The organism is Streptomyces sp. NBC_00009 (assembly GCF_045040855.1).
Lineage (GTDB): Bacteria > Actinomycetota > Actinomycetes > Streptomycetales > Streptomycetaceae > Streptomyces > Streptomyces aureus.
Genome location: NZ_CP108312.1, coordinates 1,901,134 through 1,916,950, shown reverse-complemented (window position 1 = coordinate 1,916,950; position 15,817 = coordinate 1,901,134). Strand labels below are relative to the sequence as shown.

The following is a 15,817-nucleotide window of genomic DNA, read 5'->3' as shown; positions in this document are numbered from 1 at the left end:
TGCGCGAGATCTTCCACTGGCTGACCGCCGCGGGATGGATCTGGCTGGGGATGTCCACCCTGGGCCCACCGCCGGTCGGGCCCGAGCCGAGCCTGGACGAGCCGCCCCAGGGGCACCCCGAGCGGCTCCGTCCGGACATCGCGCTGACTTCGACCGAACTCGCGCTGCAGAGGCAGCTCATGGAGCCGATCAGGGAGCAGCGGTGAACGTGAAGGACGTACGGCGTCTGGACCGGGTGATCATCCGGTTTGCGGGTGACTCGGGCGATGGTATGCAGCTGACGGGTGACCGGTTCACTTCGGAGACGGCGTCGTTCGGAAACGACCTCTCCACGCTGCCGAACTTCCCCGCCGAGATCCGCGCGCCCGCAGGTACCCTGCCGGGCGTTTCCTCTTTCCAGTTGCATTTCGCGGACCATGACATCCTCACCCCGGGCGACGCGCCGAACGTGCTGGTGGCGATGAACCCGGCCGCCCTGAAGGCGAACATCGCGGATGTGCCGCGCGGCGCGGAGATCATCGTCAACACGGACGAGTTCACCAAACGGGCGATGCAGAAGGTCGGTTACGCGACCTCCCCGCTGGAGGACGGCTCCCTGGACGGCTACAGCGTCCACCCGGTGCCGCTGACGGCCCTGACGGTCGAGGCGCTCAAGGAGTTCGAGCTGTCCCGCAAGGACGCGGGCCGCTCGAAGAACATGTTCGCGCTCGGCCTGCTCTCGTGGATGTACCACCGGCCCACCGAGGGCACGGAGAAGTTCCTCAAGTCGAAGTTCGCGAAGAAGCCGCAGATCGCCGAGGCCAACATCGCCGCCTTCCGCGCGGGCTGGAACTTCGGCGAGACCACCGAGGACTTCGCCGTCTCCTACGAGGTTGCCCCGGCTGCGTCCGCGTTCCCGACGGGTACGTACCGCAACATCTCGGGGAATCTGGCCCTGTCGTACGGCCTGATCGCCGCCTCCCGGCAGGCGGACCTGCCGCTCTACCTGGGCTCGTATCCGATCACCCCGGCCTCGGACATCCTGCACGAGCTGTCGAAGCACAAGAACTTCGGTGTGCGCACGTTCCAGGCCGAGGACGAGATCGCGGGCATCGGCGCGGCGCTGGGCGCGGCGTTCGGCGGTTCCCTGGCGGTGACCACGACATCGGGCCCCGGTGTGGCGCTGAAGTCGGAGACGATCGGCCTGGCCGTGAGTCTCGAACTGCCGCTCCTCGTCGTGGACATCCAGCGCGGCGGCCCGTCCACCGGCCTGCCGACGAAGACGGAGCAGGCGGACCTGCTGCAGGCGATGTACGGCCGCAACGGTGAGGCGCCGGTCCCGGTGGTCGCGCCGAGGACGCCCGCCGACTGCTTCGACGCGGCGATCGAGGCGGCCCGCATCGCGATCACCTACCGCACCCCGGTCTTCCTCCTCTCCGACGGCTACCTGGCCAACGGGTCGGAGCCGTGGCGTATCCCGGAGATCGACCAACTCCCCGACCTGCGCACCCAGTTCGCCTCCGGCCCGAATCACACCGAGGCCGACGGCACCGAGGTGTTCTGGCCCTACAAGCGCGATGCGAAGACTTTGGCCCGTCCGTGGGCGATCCCGGGCACGCCGGGTCTTGAGCACCGTATCGGCGGGATCGAGAAGCAGGACGGCACGGGCAACATTTCCTACGATCCGGCCAACCACGAGTTCATGGTCCGCACCCGGCAGGCGAAGATCGACGGTATCGAGGTCCCGGACCTGGAGGTCGACGACGCCTCGGGCGAGGCCAACACCCTGGTCCTTGGGTGGGGTTCGACGTATGGACCCATCACCGCCGCCGTACGCCGGCTGCGCACCGCCGGCGAGCTCATCGCGCAGGCTCATCTGCGGCATCTGAACCCGTTCCCGCGGAATCTGGGCGAGGTCCTGGGGCGTTACGACAAGGTGGTGATTCCCGAGATGAACCTCGGCCAGCTCGCCACCCTCATCCGGGCCAGGTATCTGGTGGACGCCCGCTCCTACAACCAGGTCAACGGCATGCCGTTCAAGGCTGAGCAGCTCGCCACGGCTCTCAAGGAGGCCATCCATGGCTGAGATGCTCAGCCTCGTGCCCAGGAGTGAAGTCGCCCTGAAGGCAAAGGACTTCAAGTCGGACCAGGAGGTGCGCTGGTGCCCGGGTTGTGGTGACTACGCGATCCTGGCCGCCGTGCAGGGCTTCATGCCGGAGCTCGGGCTGGCGAAGGAGAACATCGTCTTCGTCTCGGGCATCGGCTGCTCGTCCCGCTTCCCGTACTACATGAACACCTACGGGATGCACTCCATCCACGGCCGCGCCCCGGCCATCGCGACCGGTCTGGCCTCCAGCCGGCGGGACCTGTCGGTGTGGGTGGTCACCGGTGACGGCGACGCGCTGTCCATCGGCGGCAACCACCTCATCCACGCCCTGCGCCGCAACGTGAACCTGAAGATCCTCCTCTTCAACAACCGGATCTACGGGCTGACCAAGGGCCAGTACTCGCCCACCTCCGAGGTCGGCAAGATCACCAAGTCGACGCCGATGGGCTCCCTCGACGCCCCCTTCAACCCGGTGTCCCTCGCGCTCGGCGCGGAGGCCTCGTTCGTGGCCCGCACCGTCGACTCCGACCGCAAACACCTCACCGACGTGCTGCGGCAGGCGGCCGCCCACCCCGGCACGGCCCTGGTGGAGATCTACCAGAACTGCAACATCTTCAACGACGGCGCCTTCGAAGTCCTCAAAGACAAGCAGCAGGCCGAGGAGGCGGTGATCCGCCTCGAACACGGGCAGCCGATCCGCTTCGGCACCGGCCTCGCCAAGGGCGTCGTGCGGGACTCCCAGACCGGTGACCTGGAGGTCGTCGACGTGAGCGAGGACAACCAGTCACAGATCCTCGTCCACGACGCGCACGCGGCCTCGCCCACCACCGCGTTCGCCCTGTCCCGCCTGGCCGACCCGCACACCCTGCACCACACACCCATCGGCGTCTTCCGCTCCACCGAGCGGCCCGTCTACGACGTGCAGATGTCCGACCAGCTCGACGAAGCGATCGAACAGAACGGAAAGGGCGAGCTGAGCGAGCTGCTGGCCGGGGGTGACAGCTGGACCGTTGTGGGATGAATCCCGGGGTCCGGCGGCAGGAGCAAAGGGGCTCCCGGCACCGCCTACCCTGGAGTGCATGACCAGCAGCGACCGGAGCCAGGCAGTGGACGTTCAACAATTCAAGACGTACGAGGTGCGCACCTACGGGTGCCAGATGAACGTCCACGACTCCGAGCGGCTCTCCGGCCTCCTTGAGGACGCCGGATACGTCCGTGCGCCCGAGGGCGCCGACGGTGACGCCGATGTCGTCGTCTTCAACACGTGCGCCGTCCGCGAGAACGCGGACAACAAGCTGTACGGCAATCTCGGCCGCCTGGCGCCGATGAAGACGAAGCGGCCCGGCATGCAGATCGCCGTCGGCGGCTGCCTCGCCCAGAAGGACCGCGACACCATCGTGCAGCGGGCCCCGTGGGTGGACGTCGTCTTCGGCACGCACAACATCGGCAAGCTGCCCGTCCTCCTGGAGCGCGCCCGCATCCAGGAGGAGGCGCAGGTCGAGATCGCCGAGTCCCTGGAGGCGTTCCCCTCCACGCTGCCGACCCGCCGCGAGAGCGCGTACGCGGCCTGGGTCTCCATCTCCGTCGGCTGCAACAACACCTGCACCTTCTGCATCGTGCCCGCCCTGCGCGGCAAGGAGAAGGACCGCAGGACCGGCGACATCCTCGCCGAGATCGAGGCGCTCGTCGGCGAGGGCGTCAGCGAGATCACGCTGCTCGGCCAGAACGTGAACGCGTACGGCTCGGACATCGGTGACCGCGAGGCCTTCAGCAAGCTGCTGCGCGCCTGCGGGAAGATCGAGGGCCTGGAGCGGGTGCGCTTCACGTCCCCGCACCCGCGGGACTTCACCGACGACGTGATCGCCGCCATGGCCGAGACGCCGAACGTGATGCCCCAGCTGCACATGCCGATGCAGTCCGGCTCGGACACCGTCCTGAAGGCGATGCGCCGGTCCTACCGGCAGGAGCGCTACCTCGGGATCATCGAGAAGGTGCGCGCCGCGATCCCGCACGCCGCCATCTCCACGGACATCATCGTGGGCTTCCCCGGCGAGACCGAGGAGGACTTCGAGCAGACGATGCACGCGGTCCGCGAGGCCCGCTTCGCGAACGCCTTCACGTTCCAGTACTCCAAGCGGCCCGGGACCCCGGCGGCGACCATGGAGGGCCAGATCCCCAAGGAGGTCGTCCAGGAGCGCTACATGCGCCTGGTCGAACTCCAGGAGGAGATCTCCTGGGACGAGAACAAGAAGCAGGTCGGCCGCACCCTGGAGCTGATGGTCGCCGAGGGCGAAGGCCGCAAGGACGGTGCCACGCACCGCCTGTCCGGCCGCGCCCCCGACAACCGCCTGGTGCACTTCACCAAGCCGGACACCGAGGTGCGCCCCGGTGACGTGGTCACCGTCGAGATCACCTACGCGGCCCCGCACCACCTGCTCGCCGAGGGCGACGTCCTCGAAGTGCGCCGCACGCGCGCGGGTGACGCCTGGGAGAAGCGGAACGCGGAGCCCGAGCAGAAGCAGGGCGTCATGCTCGGCCTGCCCTCGGTGGGCGTCCCTGCCCCGCTGCCGGCGGCCACGGGCGGCTGCGCCGTCAACTGACGGCACCACTCCCTGCGTGCCGCATGAGGCGCAGTAGGCTGCCGATCATGCTTGTCGCCGCCGCCGTCTGCCCCTGCCCGCCCCTGCTCGTGCCCGAGGTCGCCGCGGGCGCGGCCCCCGAGCTGGACGCCGCGCGCGCGGCCTGTGACGAGGCCGTCCGCGCGGTCCTGGCCGCCCGGCCCGACCTGATCGTGGTCGTCGGCGAAGGGCCGGTGACCCGTGAGCACGAGCAGGGCACCGTGGGGAGTTTCCTGCCCTTCGGCGTGGACCACGAGGTCCGTCTCGGCGCGGTGCCCGAGGGCGCCGAGGCACCCGCGGACAGGCTGCCCCTGTCCCTCACGGTCGGCGCCTGGCTGCTCGCCAGGTCCGGCTGGACCGGCCGCGTGGCCGGCTACGTGGTCAAGGGCGACAGGTCCTGGCCCACCAACGGGGAGGACGGCACCCACCTCGCGAACTGGGCGGACCGCGTGGGGTTCCTCGTCATGGGCGACGGCACCGCATGCCGCAGTCTCAAGGCCCCCGGCTACCTGGACGAGCGTGCCGAAGGGGTCGACGCGGCGATCGCCGAGGCCCTGCGCAACGGCGACCGCGACGGGTTCTTCGCGAACCTCGACGCGGACCTCGCCCATGAACTCAAGATCTCCGGCCGGTCCCCGTGGCAGGTTATGACGGCGGCCTTCGACGAGGACCAGAACTGGCGCGTCCTGTACGAGGACGCTCCCTACGGAGTGGGCTACTTCGTCGCCACCTGGTCGTAGACGAGCGCTTCATCCGGGACGGCGGCGGGTCCCGGATACGCACGCACGAACGGCGACGGCCGCGGAGCCACAAAAGGCTCCGCGGCCGTCCGCAGTGTGCTGGTAGCGCGCCTCAGGAGGCGGGGGGTGACGGCGGTGTGCCGCCGCTGTCCGGGCTGCCGCCCTTGCCCTGACCCGGCTCCGCGAAGCGGTCCATAGCGTCCTTGGCCTTGCCCGTGCCTGTCTGGATCTGGTCGCTGTACTTGCCCTTGGTCTTCTCGTCGACCGTCTTCGCGACCTTGTCCATGCCCTGGTCGACCTTGTCCCCGTGCTGCTGCGCGAGGTCCGCGACCTTGTCCTTGCTGAGCTTGGCTTTCAACGTGTCCAGGATGCCCATGGGTTCACCTTCACTCGCGGTGGACTACTTGCGGGCGCCCTCACCGGCCTCGCTGTCGGCGGCCTGCTCCGCGGACTGCTGCTTGGGAATCTCCACGGGCTCCGCCGCGGCGGGCTCGGGGGTACCGGCAGCCTCCGTGGATGCCTCCGGCTCCGCGGCTTCGGCGGCCGCGGAGGTGTCGGCAGCCTCGGACGTCTCGGGGGAGGAGTCCTCGGCCTCGGGCTCGGCCGTCAGAGTGGCGGCCTGCGCCTCAGTGGTTGACGCCTCCTCCGCGCCCTTCGACTTCCGGCGAAACATGGCAAAAACACCCATTTCAACTCCATACGTTACTCGTGCGGGCGAAATCCCGCGTCGCCCGGTGCGTCCGATTGCGTCGCCCGGGTCTGAGGCACTCGAAACCGGCGGTCGGAACCTCGCAACAGGGAACGACCCCGGACCTGTGGCGTCACGTAGCTCGTTCGGGAACGGGCTCCGAGGTTTGCGAGACTGGGGCGGTGAGTAGTGCAGCTCCCGCTCCGCGGGTCATCGCCGTCGTCGGACCCACTGCGGCCGGAAAGTCCGATCTGGGCGTTTTTCTCGCCAGAGAACTCGGCGGCGAGGTCGTCAACGCCGACTCCATGCAGCTCTACCGGGGGATGGACATCGGCACCGCCAAACTGACGCCCGAGGAACGCGGCGGCGTCCCGCACCACCTCCTGGACATCTGGGACGTCACCGAGGCGGCCAGCGTCGCGGAGTACCAGAAGCTCGCCCGCGCCGAGATCGACCGCCTGCTCGCCGCGGGACGCTGGCCCGTCCTGGTCGGCGGCTCCGGCCTCTACGTCCGCGGAGCGGTGGACCACCTGGAGTTCCCGGGCACCGATCCCGAGGTGCGCGCCCGCCTGGAGGAGGAGCTCGCCCTGCGCGGCTCCGGCGCCCTGCACGCCCGCCTCGCCGTCTCCGACCCCGGGGCCGCCAAGGCGATCCTGCCGAGCAACGGCCGGCGCATCGTCCGCGCCCTCGAGGTCATCGAGATCACGGGCAAGCCCTTCACGGCCAACCTGCCGGGACACGAGTCCGTCTACGACACCGTCCAGATCGGCGTCGACGTGGCGCGCCCCGAACTCGACGAGCGCATCGCGACCCGCGTCGACCGCATGTGGGACGCCGGGCTCGTGGACGAGGTGCGCACCCTGGAGGCGCGCGGCCTGCGGGAAGGGCGTACGGCGTCGCGTGCGCTCGGCTACCAGCAGGTGCTCGCCGCGCTGGCGGGGGAGTGCACCGAGGACGAGGCGCGCGCCGAGACCGTCCGCGCCACCAAGCGCTTCGCACGCCGTCAGGACTCCTGGTTCCGGCGCGATCCGCGCGTCCACTGGCTCAGCGGCGCGGCGACCGAACGCGAGGAACTCCCGGCCCGGGCAATGACGTTGATCGAACGACCGGTCACAGCCTGATCACGTGATGGCATCGGGACGCTCCGGCCGTCATCGCGGCCCCTGGGAGCGTGCCATCATCGACCATCGATCGACCAGTGAAGTCCGAAGTGGGAGGGCGCGTGGCGATGGAGGCCGGCCCTCGTGACACCGCACCCGGCGGGGAACAGCTGAGCCCTGACGGACCGGACGCGACCCCGGACGGTGTGATCGCCGACGGCCCCACGGCCGAGGAGCTCGCATCGCAGGCCGGGGGCGCCGAGGTCGAGGTGGAGCTGCGCCCGCAGCGCCGCCTGCGCCTGTGGCAGCTCGCGCCCATCGTGATCCTCTCCGCGATCGGCTCCCTGATGTTCGCGTTCCCGCTCTTCTTCGAGTTCGGGGACGGCGGGGCCGTCGTGGCCATGCTGGGGCTGCTGATCAGCTCCTGCGCCGCCGGCTGGGGAATGATGGCCGCGCGCCGCGTCGGCTACACCTGGCCCGGCTTCCCGGCCCGCGGATCGGGCCGTCGCCCGGACTGGCGGGTCGTCGGCGCGTACGCGGTCGTGGTCGCCGCCGTCGCCGTCCTCGCCGTGTGGCGCGTCGCCCGCCTGCGCTAGGGCCTTTCGTTTGGATCAGGCTGGGCTCGCGGGGTCTGGCACGCGCATCTGCGGCGTTGTCGTCAATCACCGACTCCCCCGAGCTCTCGGCTTCGCTCGAGCAGGGGGGACCCCCATGACCCCGCTCCCTGATCCAGCCTGATCCAAACGAAAGACCCTGGTCCACGTACCGGGCCGTCCCGACGGGTTGTCGGCGCCACCCCGTACGATCGAGGAATGAGCACGCGGATCGCCTTCCTCAAGGGTCACGGGACCGAGAACGACTTCGTGATCGTCCCCGACCCGGAGAACGCCCTGGAGCTGCCCCCGGCGGCCGTCGCAGCCCTGTGCGACCGCCGCGCCGGAATCGGCGGCGACGGCCTGCTGCACGTGGTGCGCTCCGCCGCCCACCCCGACGCGCGGCACCTGGCTTCCCAGGCCGAGTGGTTCATGGACTACCGCAACGGCGACGGCTCGATCGCCGAGATGTGCGGCAACGGCGTGCGTGTGTTCGCCCACTACCTCCAGCGCGCCGGTCATGTCGGCGAGGGCGACCTCACGGTGGCCACGCGCGGAGGCGTGAAGAGCGTGCACATCGACAAGGAGGGCAACATCACGGTCGGCATGGGCAAGGCCCTCCTCCCCGAAGGGGATGTCACCGTCAGCGTCGCCGACCACAGCTGGCCCGCGCGCAACGTGAACATGGGGAACCCCCACGCCGTCGCCTTCGTGGACGACCTCGCCCAGGCCGGCAACCTCTTCACCGCCCCGCCCTTCACCCCGGCCACGGCCTACCCGGACGGGGTGAACGTCGAATTCGTCGTCGACCGCGGCCCCCGCCACGTCGCCATGAGGGTCCACGAGCGCGGCGTGGGCGAGACCCGCTCGTGCGGCACGGGTGCGTGCGCCGTGGCTGTCGCGGCGGCCCGCAGGGACGGCCTGGACCCGGCGGCCACCGGATCGCCGGTGACGTACGCCGTGGACCTGCCCGGCGGACGGCTCGTGATCACGGAGCGGGCCGACGGCGAGATCGAGATGACGGGACCCGCGGTGATCGTCGCCGAGGGAGAGATCGACACGGACTGGCTGACGGGTCTCGAAACCGTAAACCCCTGAACGTTCGCTCGAATGGGTGATCCGTTTCACGCTGGGCGAGAGGGGGACTGCTCCACGTGATGGGCTCGGTAGCATCAAGCACCGGCCCGGGCGGGAACCCCGCAGACCGCCGCCGGTCGACGCAGCCGGAGGTGCTCATGAGTGCGGAGGCGACCAATCCCGCTACGCCGGGCCCGATCACACCGGGCGCGCACCGCAGGCGCGGCCGCCCCCGGATCGACCTGCGCCGCATCGGCTGGGCCGCGCTCCTCGGCCCCGCCGCGGGCAACCGGCTGCCCGACGCGATCGGTCACGTGGTCGAGGCCCACCGCGCCCACCACCCGGAAGCGCCCCTGGAGCCGCTGCGCCGGGCGTACGTCCTGGCCGAGTCCTCCCACCGGGGACAGATGCGCAAGAGCGGCGAGCCCTACATCACACACCCGCTCGCCGTGACGCTGATCCTCGCCGAGCTGGGCGCCGAGACGACGACACTGACCGCGTCCCTCCTCCACGACACCGTCGAGGACACCGAGGTGACGCTCGATCAGGTGCGTACGGAATTCGGCGAAGAGGTCGCCTATCTCGTCGACGGCGTGACCAAGCTCGAAAAGGTCGACTACGGAGCGGCCGCCGAACCCGAGACCTTCCGCAAGATGCTCGTCGCCACCGGCAACGACGTGCGGGTCATGTCGATCAAACTCGCCGACCGGCTGCACAACATGCGCACCCTCGGCGTGATGCGCCCCGAGAAACAGGCGCGCATCGCCAAGGTCACCCGGGACGTCCTCATCCCGCTCGCGGAACGCCTCGGCGTCCAGGCACTCAAGACCGAGCTCGAGGACCTCGTCTTCGCGATCCTGCACCCCGACGAGTACACGGAGACCCGCGAGCTCACCGCGGCCAACGAGGCGCGGGACACCGATCCCCTCGCGGAGATCGCCGAGGACGCCCGCGTCGTCCTGAAGGACGCCGGGATCACGGCCGAAGTGCTGATCAGGCCACGGCACTTCGTCTCCGTGCACCGGGCGAGACGCAAGCGGGGAACGCTGCGCGGAGCGGACTTCGGGCGTCTGCTGGTACTCGTCGGTGAGGACGCCGACTGCTACGGGGTCCTCGGCGAGCTGCACACGTGCTTCACGCCCGTCGTCTCGGAGTTCAAGGACTTCATCGCCGTACCGAAGTTCAACCTGTACCAGTCACTGCACACCGCCGTGTCGCGCGGCGACGGCGAGGTCGCCGAAGTCCTCATCCGTACCCACCAGATGCACAAGGTCGCCGAGGCCGGGGTCGTCGCGCTCGGCAATCCCTACGCACCCCCTGCGGACGAGCAGACGGACAGCACGGGGGAGCGTGCCGACCCGACCAGGCCCGGCTGGCTCTCCCGCCTCCTCGACTGGCAGGAGGCCGCCCCGGACGCGGACACCTTCTGGTCGACGCTGCGCGAAGACCTCGCCCAGGACCGCGAGATCACCGTCTTCCGGCCCGACGGCGGCACGCTCGGCCTGCCCGCGGGCGCCAGCTGCGTCGACGCCGCGTACGCCCAGTACGGCGAGGACGCGCACGCCTGCATCGGAGCCCGGGTCAACGGCCGGCTGGCGACGCTCAGCACGGTCCTGAGCGACGGGGACACCGTCCAGCTCCTCATGGGCCAGGACCCCGCCTCCGAGCCCTCCAGGGACTGGCTCGACCACGCCCGTACACCCGCCGCGCGCATCGCCATCCGGCGCTGGCTCACGACCCACCCGGCCACGCCCCAGCCCGAGCCCGAGGGCAGGCGCGCCCCGGAGTCGGCCCCCAGGACGCCTCAGGGCGCGCCCGCGGGCCGCCCCGGCGAGGCGAACGCCGTCGTGGACCAACCGGGCGCCACGGTCCGCCTCGCGGGCTGCTGCACGCCCGTGCCGCCCGACGCGGTGACCGCCTTCGCCGTACGCGGCGGTGTCGTGACCGTGCACCGCGCGGAGTGTCACGGCGTGGCGCGCATGAAGAGCGCGGGACGCGCCGAGGTCGGCGTGCACTGGGGCGACACCACGGAGTGCCGGGTCTCCCTGATCGCCGAATCGTTCAGCCGGCCGCATCTGCTGGCCGATCTCACCGAAGCCATCGCCCTGGAGAGCGTCGCCGTGATCTCGGCGACCGTGGAACCGCCGACCCAGGGCCGCGTACGCCACACCTACACGCTCCAACTCCCCGACGCGACAACGCTGCCCGGACTGATGCGCGCCATGCGCAACATCGCGGGGGTGTACGACGTCAGCCGCGCACAGCACTCCGCCCAGACCACCTCGTAGGGTCTCGTTCGGGTGGGTGTGGCGCGTCCCGCCGGAGTCCGGACGCGCACGCTGGTAGCCGTTGTTCATGCTGCTCACCCCCCGCACCATCCGCATGGGCACCGCGCTCGTCGCCGCGGCCGCCTCCACCGCACTTCTCGCCGCGAGCGCGCCGCCGTCGGCCGTCCCGCTGGGCATCGGCGACCGGCTCTTCCCGCACCTCGGCAATCCGGGCTACGACGTGGAGTCGTACGACATCGCGTTCACGTACCGCGGTGACAACAAGAAGCCGCTCGACGCCGTCACCAAGATCGAGGCCACGGCGACCGCCCGCCTCGAGCAGGTGAATCTCGACTTCTCGCACGGAACCGTCCGCTCCGTAGAGGTCAACGGCAGGCCCGCGCGGTTCGACACCAGCGACGAGGACCTGGTCGTCACGCCCGAGACCGCCGTCCCGGAAGGCGCCCCGCTGGAGATCACCGTGCGGCACACCAGCAACCCGGTACCCGGCAAGGAGGAGGGCGGCTGGGTGCAGACCAAGGACGGTCTTGCCATGGCCAATCAGGCCGACGCCGGGCACCGCGTGTTCCCGAGCAACGACCACCCTTCGGACAAGGCCCTGTTCACGTTCCGGGTCACCGCCCCCAAGGCGCTGACGGTCGTCGCCAACGGGGTGCCCTTCCTCAAGATGCGCCACGGAGCGGACACCAGCTGGTCGTACCGCACCCTCCACCCCATGGCCACCGAGCTGGCGCAGGTCTCGATCGGTCGCTCCGCGGTGCTGCACCGCGAGGGGCCGCACGGGCTGCCCGTCCGTGACGTGGTGCCCGCCAAGGACCGCAAGGTCCTCGAACCGTGGCTCAAGAAGACGCCCGCCCAGCTCGCCTGGATGGAAGGGAAGGTCGGCCGCTACCCCTTCGAGAACTACGGCCTTCTGATCGCCCAGGCCCGGACCGGCTTCGAGCTGGAGACCCAGACGCTCTCCCTCTTCGAGAGGCAGATCTTCACGGAGCCCGCGTACCCCGCCTGGTACATCGACTCGATCATGGTCCATGAGATGGCGCACCAGTGGTTCGGCGACAGCGTCAGCCCGCGCACCTGGTCCGACCTGTGGCTGAACGAGGGCCACGCCAGCTGGTACGAAGCCCTCTACGCCCAGGAGAAGGGGCACCAGTCCATGGCCAAGCGCATGCGCGAGGCCTACCGCGCCTCGGACGGCTGGCGCGCCGCAGGTGGCCCGCCTGCCGCCCTCAAGGGCCCGAAGTCGGGCCAGAAGATCAGCATCTTCCGGCCCGTGGTCTACGACGGCAGCTCCCTCGTGCTCTACGCGCTCCGCCAGGAGATCGGCACCCCGGCCTTCGAGCGGCTGGAGCGCGACTGGGTGCGCACGCACCGTGACGGCGCGGCGAGCACGGCGGACTTCATCAGCCTCGCCTCGCAGACCTCCGGCCGCGATCTCCAGGGCTTCTTCCGGGCCTGGCTGTACGGCAAGAAGACGCCGCCGATGCCGGGGCACCCGGACTGGAAGTCGACGCCGGTGGAGAAGGCGAAGCCGGCCAGGGGATAGGCCATCGACCGGCGGCAAACAGCCTAGCCAGGACAGGCTTCGGGCCCGGCGCCGGCGGGCAATAAGTCGGGTGACGAGACGGGCCGTGCCGTGCGACCATCTTCAGGTCGGCGGCACGGCCGGCCCGGGAATCTACGGACGGCCCGGGACGTTGTGCCATTCGAAGGACCACGCCGTCATGCGCGGACCGTCACACATTCCGAACACCTCGACGTAAGGATCCAATGACCTCCTCTTCTTCCCCTTCCCAGGACGCGCAGAGCTTCGCGCAGAACAACCCCGAAGGTCTTCGGGCCGATGCCCTGATGGAAGAGGACGTCGCCTGGAGCCACGAGATCGACGGAGAGCGGGACGGCGACCAGTTCGACCGCTCCGAGCGCGCGGCCCTGCGCCGCGTCGCGGGCCTGTCCACCGAGCTCGAGGACGTCACCGAGGTCGAGTACCGGCAGCTCCGCCTGGAGCGGGTCGTGCTCGTCGGTGTGTGGACCTCGGGAACCGTCAACGACGCGGACAACTCCCTCGCGGAGCTCGCCGCTCTCGCCGAGACCGCCGGCGCCCTGGTGCTCGACGGCGTCATCCAGCGCCGCGACAAGCCGGACCCGGCCACTTTCATCGGCTCGGGCAAGGCGCGGGAGCTGCGGGACATCGTGCTCGAGACCGGTGCCGACACTGTCGTCTGCGACGGTGAGCTCAGCCCCGGTCAGCTCATCGCCCTCGAGGATGTCGTCAAGGTCAAGGTGGTCGACAGGACCGCCCTGATCCTCGACATCTTCGCCCAGCACGCCAAGTCCCGAGAGGGCAAGGCGCAGGTCGCCCTCGCACAGATGCAGTACATGCTGCCGCGACTGCGCGGCTGGGGTCAGTCGCTCTCCCGGCAGATGGGTGGCGGTGGCTCCTCCGGCTCCGGCGGCGGCATGGCCACCCGTGGTCCCGGTGAGACCAAGATCGAGACGGACCGGCGACGGATCCGCGAGAAGATGGCGAAGATGCGCCGGGAAATCGCGGACATGAAGACGGGCCGCGACATCAAGCGCCAGGAGCGCAAGCGCAACAAGGTGCCTTCGGTGGCCATCGCCGGATACACCAACGCGGGCAAGTCGTCCCTGCTCAACCGCCTGACGGGCGCCGGCGTCCTGGTGGAGAACGCACTGTTCGCCACCCTCGACCCGACCGTCCGCAGGGCCGAGACCCCCAGCGGCCGTCTCTACACACTGGCCGACACGGTCGGTTTTGTCCGGCACCTGCCGCACCACCTCGTCGAGGCGTTCCGCTCCACGATGGAGGAGGTCGGTGAATCCGACCTGATCCTGCACGTCGTGGACGGATCGCACCCGGCGCCGGAGGAGCAGCTGGCCGCCGTACGCGAGGTCATCCGGGACGTGGGCGCCACGAAGGTGCCCGAGATCGTGGTGATCAACAAGGCGGACGCGGCCGACCCGCTCGTCCTCCAGCGGCTGCTGCGCATCGAGAAGCGCGCGATCGCGGTGTCGGCCCGCACCGGGCTCGGCATGGACAAGCTGCTCGCGATCATCGACGACGAGCTGCCGCGTCCCGAGGTCGAGATCGAGGCGCTCGTGCCGTACACGCACGGCCAGCTGGTCGCGCGTGCGCACGCCGACGGCGAGGTGATCTCCGAGGAGCACACCGCGGACGGCACGCTGCTCAACGCGCGGGTGCACGAGGAACTCGCCGCCGAGTTCGCGCCGTACCTCCTGGCGGCGGCCGCGAGCTGACGCTCCGGCAGCAGCCAGGCATCCTGTGCCGATGGCGAGGGCCCGCCCCCAACTTCCTGGGGGCGGGCCCTCGTTCGTTCGGTGAAGCCGGCGGTTACTGGCTGCCGTACTTCTCGCTCATCGTGTCGAAGACCTGCTGGGCACCCTTGCCCAGCTGCGGTCCGGCCAGCCAGGTGTTCTCGGCCGGGCCGATCGACGTGTTCGACACCAGCTGCGTCTTCCCGTCGACCATCCGGAACCAGCCGCCACCGGACGAACCGCCGGTCATGGTGCAGCCGATGCGGTACATCGTCGGCATGTCGGGGCTGAGGGACAGACGGCCCGGGCGGTCGATGCACTTGTGCATCAGCTGGCCGTTGAACGGCGGCGCGGCCGGGTAGCCCCAGGCGCCCATGCTGCCGACCGACTGGACGGCGGGCTCGGAGAAGTCGACGGGCAGCGCGTTGCCGACGGTCTCCTCGAGGGACTTGGAACCCTGCTCCGGCTTCACGTGCAGCACCGCGTAGTCGTACGGAGCGCCCGCACCACCCGACTCGGCGCCCGTGTCGATCCACTCGTTGGAGGTGGAGGCCCAGTCGGCCCAGAAGGTGCCGTACGGGGCGATCTCCTGCGGGGCGGCGTTCTGCAGCTGCGCCTCGGACTTGCCCAGGTCGTTGTAGGCCGGGACGAAGGCGATGTTGCGGTACCAGCCGCCCGCCGCACCCGCGTGCACGCAGTGGCCCGCGGTCCAGACGAGGTTGGACTTGCCCGGGTTGCGCGGGTCCTTCACGACGGTGCCGGAGCAGACCATCGAACCCTCGGGCGAGTCGAAGAAGACCTTGCCGACCGGGGCGGCGTTCTCGTGGTACGGGGTCTTCTCGGGCACGGCCTTGACGGGCTGCGGCTCAGGGTCCGTGGCGCCCTGGTCGGCCGACGCGTCCTTCGCGGCGATTGTCTTGTCCGGGTCCTTGGCGGACTTCATCCGCTCGGGCTTCCAGTGGTCCTTGATGACCGGGTTGACGAAGTCCTTGGCCTCGCGCAGCCAGTCGCTCTTGTCCCAGTTCTTCCAGGCGCCGTTCTGCCACTTGTCCGGGTCGATGCCGTGCTTCTTGAGCTGGTCGGCGATGCCCCCGGGCAGCTTGCCGTCGGATCCCTTGTCGGCTCCCTGCGCAGCCGTGGCGGCCGACTTGTCACTCGTCTTGTCGTCGCTCGGACCGCAGGCCGTGGCGGTGAGCGCCAGGGCCGCGGCGAGCCCCGTAGCGGCGAAGACGTTGCGACGGCCCCGGCTCCACTTGGATGACGGACGTGTGGAACGCATGGTGCTGTTACCCCCGATGAAGCGAATGTGTCATGAGCTTGTCAGGTCCGA

13 protein-coding genes are annotated in these 15,817 nt (G+C 70.0%); 10 read left to right on the top strand and 3 right to left on the bottom strand.

Annotated elements, in window-relative coordinates; translation table 11 throughout:
* The first annotated feature begins 34 nt into the window (after positions 1 to 34).
* From OHA58_RS08510 to OHA58_RS08495, 4 genes are read left to right on the top strand one after another with little or no spacing between them, the layout of a single operon-like run.
* Complete coding sequence (locus tag OHA58_RS08510; protein ID WP_405477941.1) at positions 35 to 2,065, top strand: 2-oxoacid:acceptor oxidoreductase subunit alpha; 2,031 nt, start codon at positions 35 to 37, stop codon at positions 2,063 to 2,065.
* Entirely contained in the window at positions 2,058 to 3,107 is a 1,050-nt protein-coding gene (locus OHA58_RS08505) for a 2-oxoacid:ferredoxin oxidoreductase subunit beta (RefSeq protein WP_405477939.1), read from the top strand. The genes OHA58_RS08510 and OHA58_RS08505 overlap by 8 nt, the downstream gene beginning before the upstream one ends.
* Positions 3,108 to 3,165: 58 nt before the next feature.
* A complete protein-coding gene (gene miaB / locus OHA58_RS08500) occupies positions 3,166 to 4,686 on the top strand; it encodes a tRNA (N6-isopentenyl adenosine(37)-C2)-methylthiotransferase MiaB (protein WP_266559153.1) in 1,521 nt (506 codons plus the stop codon).
* A 47-nt stretch (positions 4,687 to 4,733) separates the two neighbouring features.
* Positions 4,734 to 5,444, top strand: a complete 711-nt coding sequence (locus tag OHA58_RS08495) for a class III extradiol dioxygenase subunit B-like domain-containing protein (RefSeq protein ID WP_405477937.1) — start codon at positions 4,734 to 4,736, stop codon at positions 5,442 to 5,444.
* Positions 5,445 to 5,556: 112 nt separating this feature from the next.
* Here OHA58_RS08495 and OHA58_RS08490 read toward each other — a convergent pair whose 3' ends face one another.
* Positions 5,557 to 5,820 carry an antitoxin gene (locus tag OHA58_RS08490; protein ID WP_405477935.1) on the bottom strand — a complete coding sequence of 88 codons (264 nt, stop codon included), beginning with the start codon at positions 5,818 to 5,820 and terminating at the stop codon, positions 5,557 to 5,559.
* 24 nt (positions 5,821 to 5,844) lie between these two features.
* The gene (locus tag OHA58_RS08485) at positions 5,845 to 6,132 is read right to left on the bottom strand and encodes a hypothetical protein (RefSeq protein ID WP_405477933.1); all 288 of its coding nucleotides are present in this window, start codon (positions 6,130 to 6,132) and stop codon (positions 5,845 to 5,847) included.
* A gap of 182 nt (positions 6,133 to 6,314) precedes the next feature.
* On the opposite strand from OHA58_RS08485, the gene miaA reads away from it, so the two are divergent.
* From miaA to hflX, 6 genes are all read left to right on the top strand, one after another.
* Positions 6,315 to 7,253, top strand: coding sequence for a tRNA (adenosine(37)-N6)-dimethylallyltransferase MiaA (gene miaA, locus OHA58_RS08480; protein ID WP_405477931.1), 939 nt, complete (start codon positions 6,315 to 6,317; stop codon positions 7,251 to 7,253).
* 107 nt (positions 7,254 to 7,360) lie between these two features.
* Complete coding sequence (locus tag OHA58_RS08475) at positions 7,361 to 7,828, top strand: hypothetical protein (RefSeq protein ID WP_227300606.1); 468 nt, start codon at positions 7,361 to 7,363, stop codon at positions 7,826 to 7,828.
* A 216-nt stretch (positions 7,829 to 8,044) separates the two neighbouring features.
* Positions 8,045 to 8,923, top strand: a complete 879-nt coding sequence (gene dapF / locus OHA58_RS08470) for a diaminopimelate epimerase (RefSeq protein WP_405477929.1) — start codon at positions 8,045 to 8,047, stop codon at positions 8,921 to 8,923.
* Positions 8,924 to 9,060: 137 nt separating this feature from the next.
* On the top strand, positions 9,061 to 11,190 hold the full coding sequence (locus OHA58_RS08465) for a RelA/SpoT family protein (protein ID WP_405477927.1): 2,130 nt from the start codon (positions 9,061 to 9,063) through the stop codon (positions 11,188 to 11,190).
* Between the two features lie 67 nt (positions 11,191 to 11,257).
* The gene (locus OHA58_RS08460) at positions 11,258 to 12,736 is read left to right on the top strand and encodes a M1 family metallopeptidase (protein WP_405477925.1); all 1,479 of its coding nucleotides are present in this window, start codon (positions 11,258 to 11,260) and stop codon (positions 12,734 to 12,736) included.
* Between the two features lie 224 nt (positions 12,737 to 12,960).
* Positions 12,961 to 14,469 carry a GTPase HflX gene (hflX, locus tag OHA58_RS08455; protein ID WP_405477923.1) on the top strand — a complete coding sequence of 503 codons (1,509 nt, stop codon included), beginning with the start codon at positions 12,961 to 12,963 and terminating at the stop codon, positions 14,467 to 14,469.
* Between the two features lie 94 nt (positions 14,470 to 14,563).
* Here the strand turns inward: hflX and OHA58_RS08450 are convergent, their stop codons facing one another.
* Positions 14,564 to 15,766, bottom strand: a complete 1,203-nt coding sequence (locus OHA58_RS08450) for a trypsin-like serine peptidase (RefSeq protein WP_405477921.1) — start codon at positions 15,764 to 15,766, stop codon at positions 14,564 to 14,566.
* Positions 15,767 to 15,817: the final 51 nt, after the last annotated feature.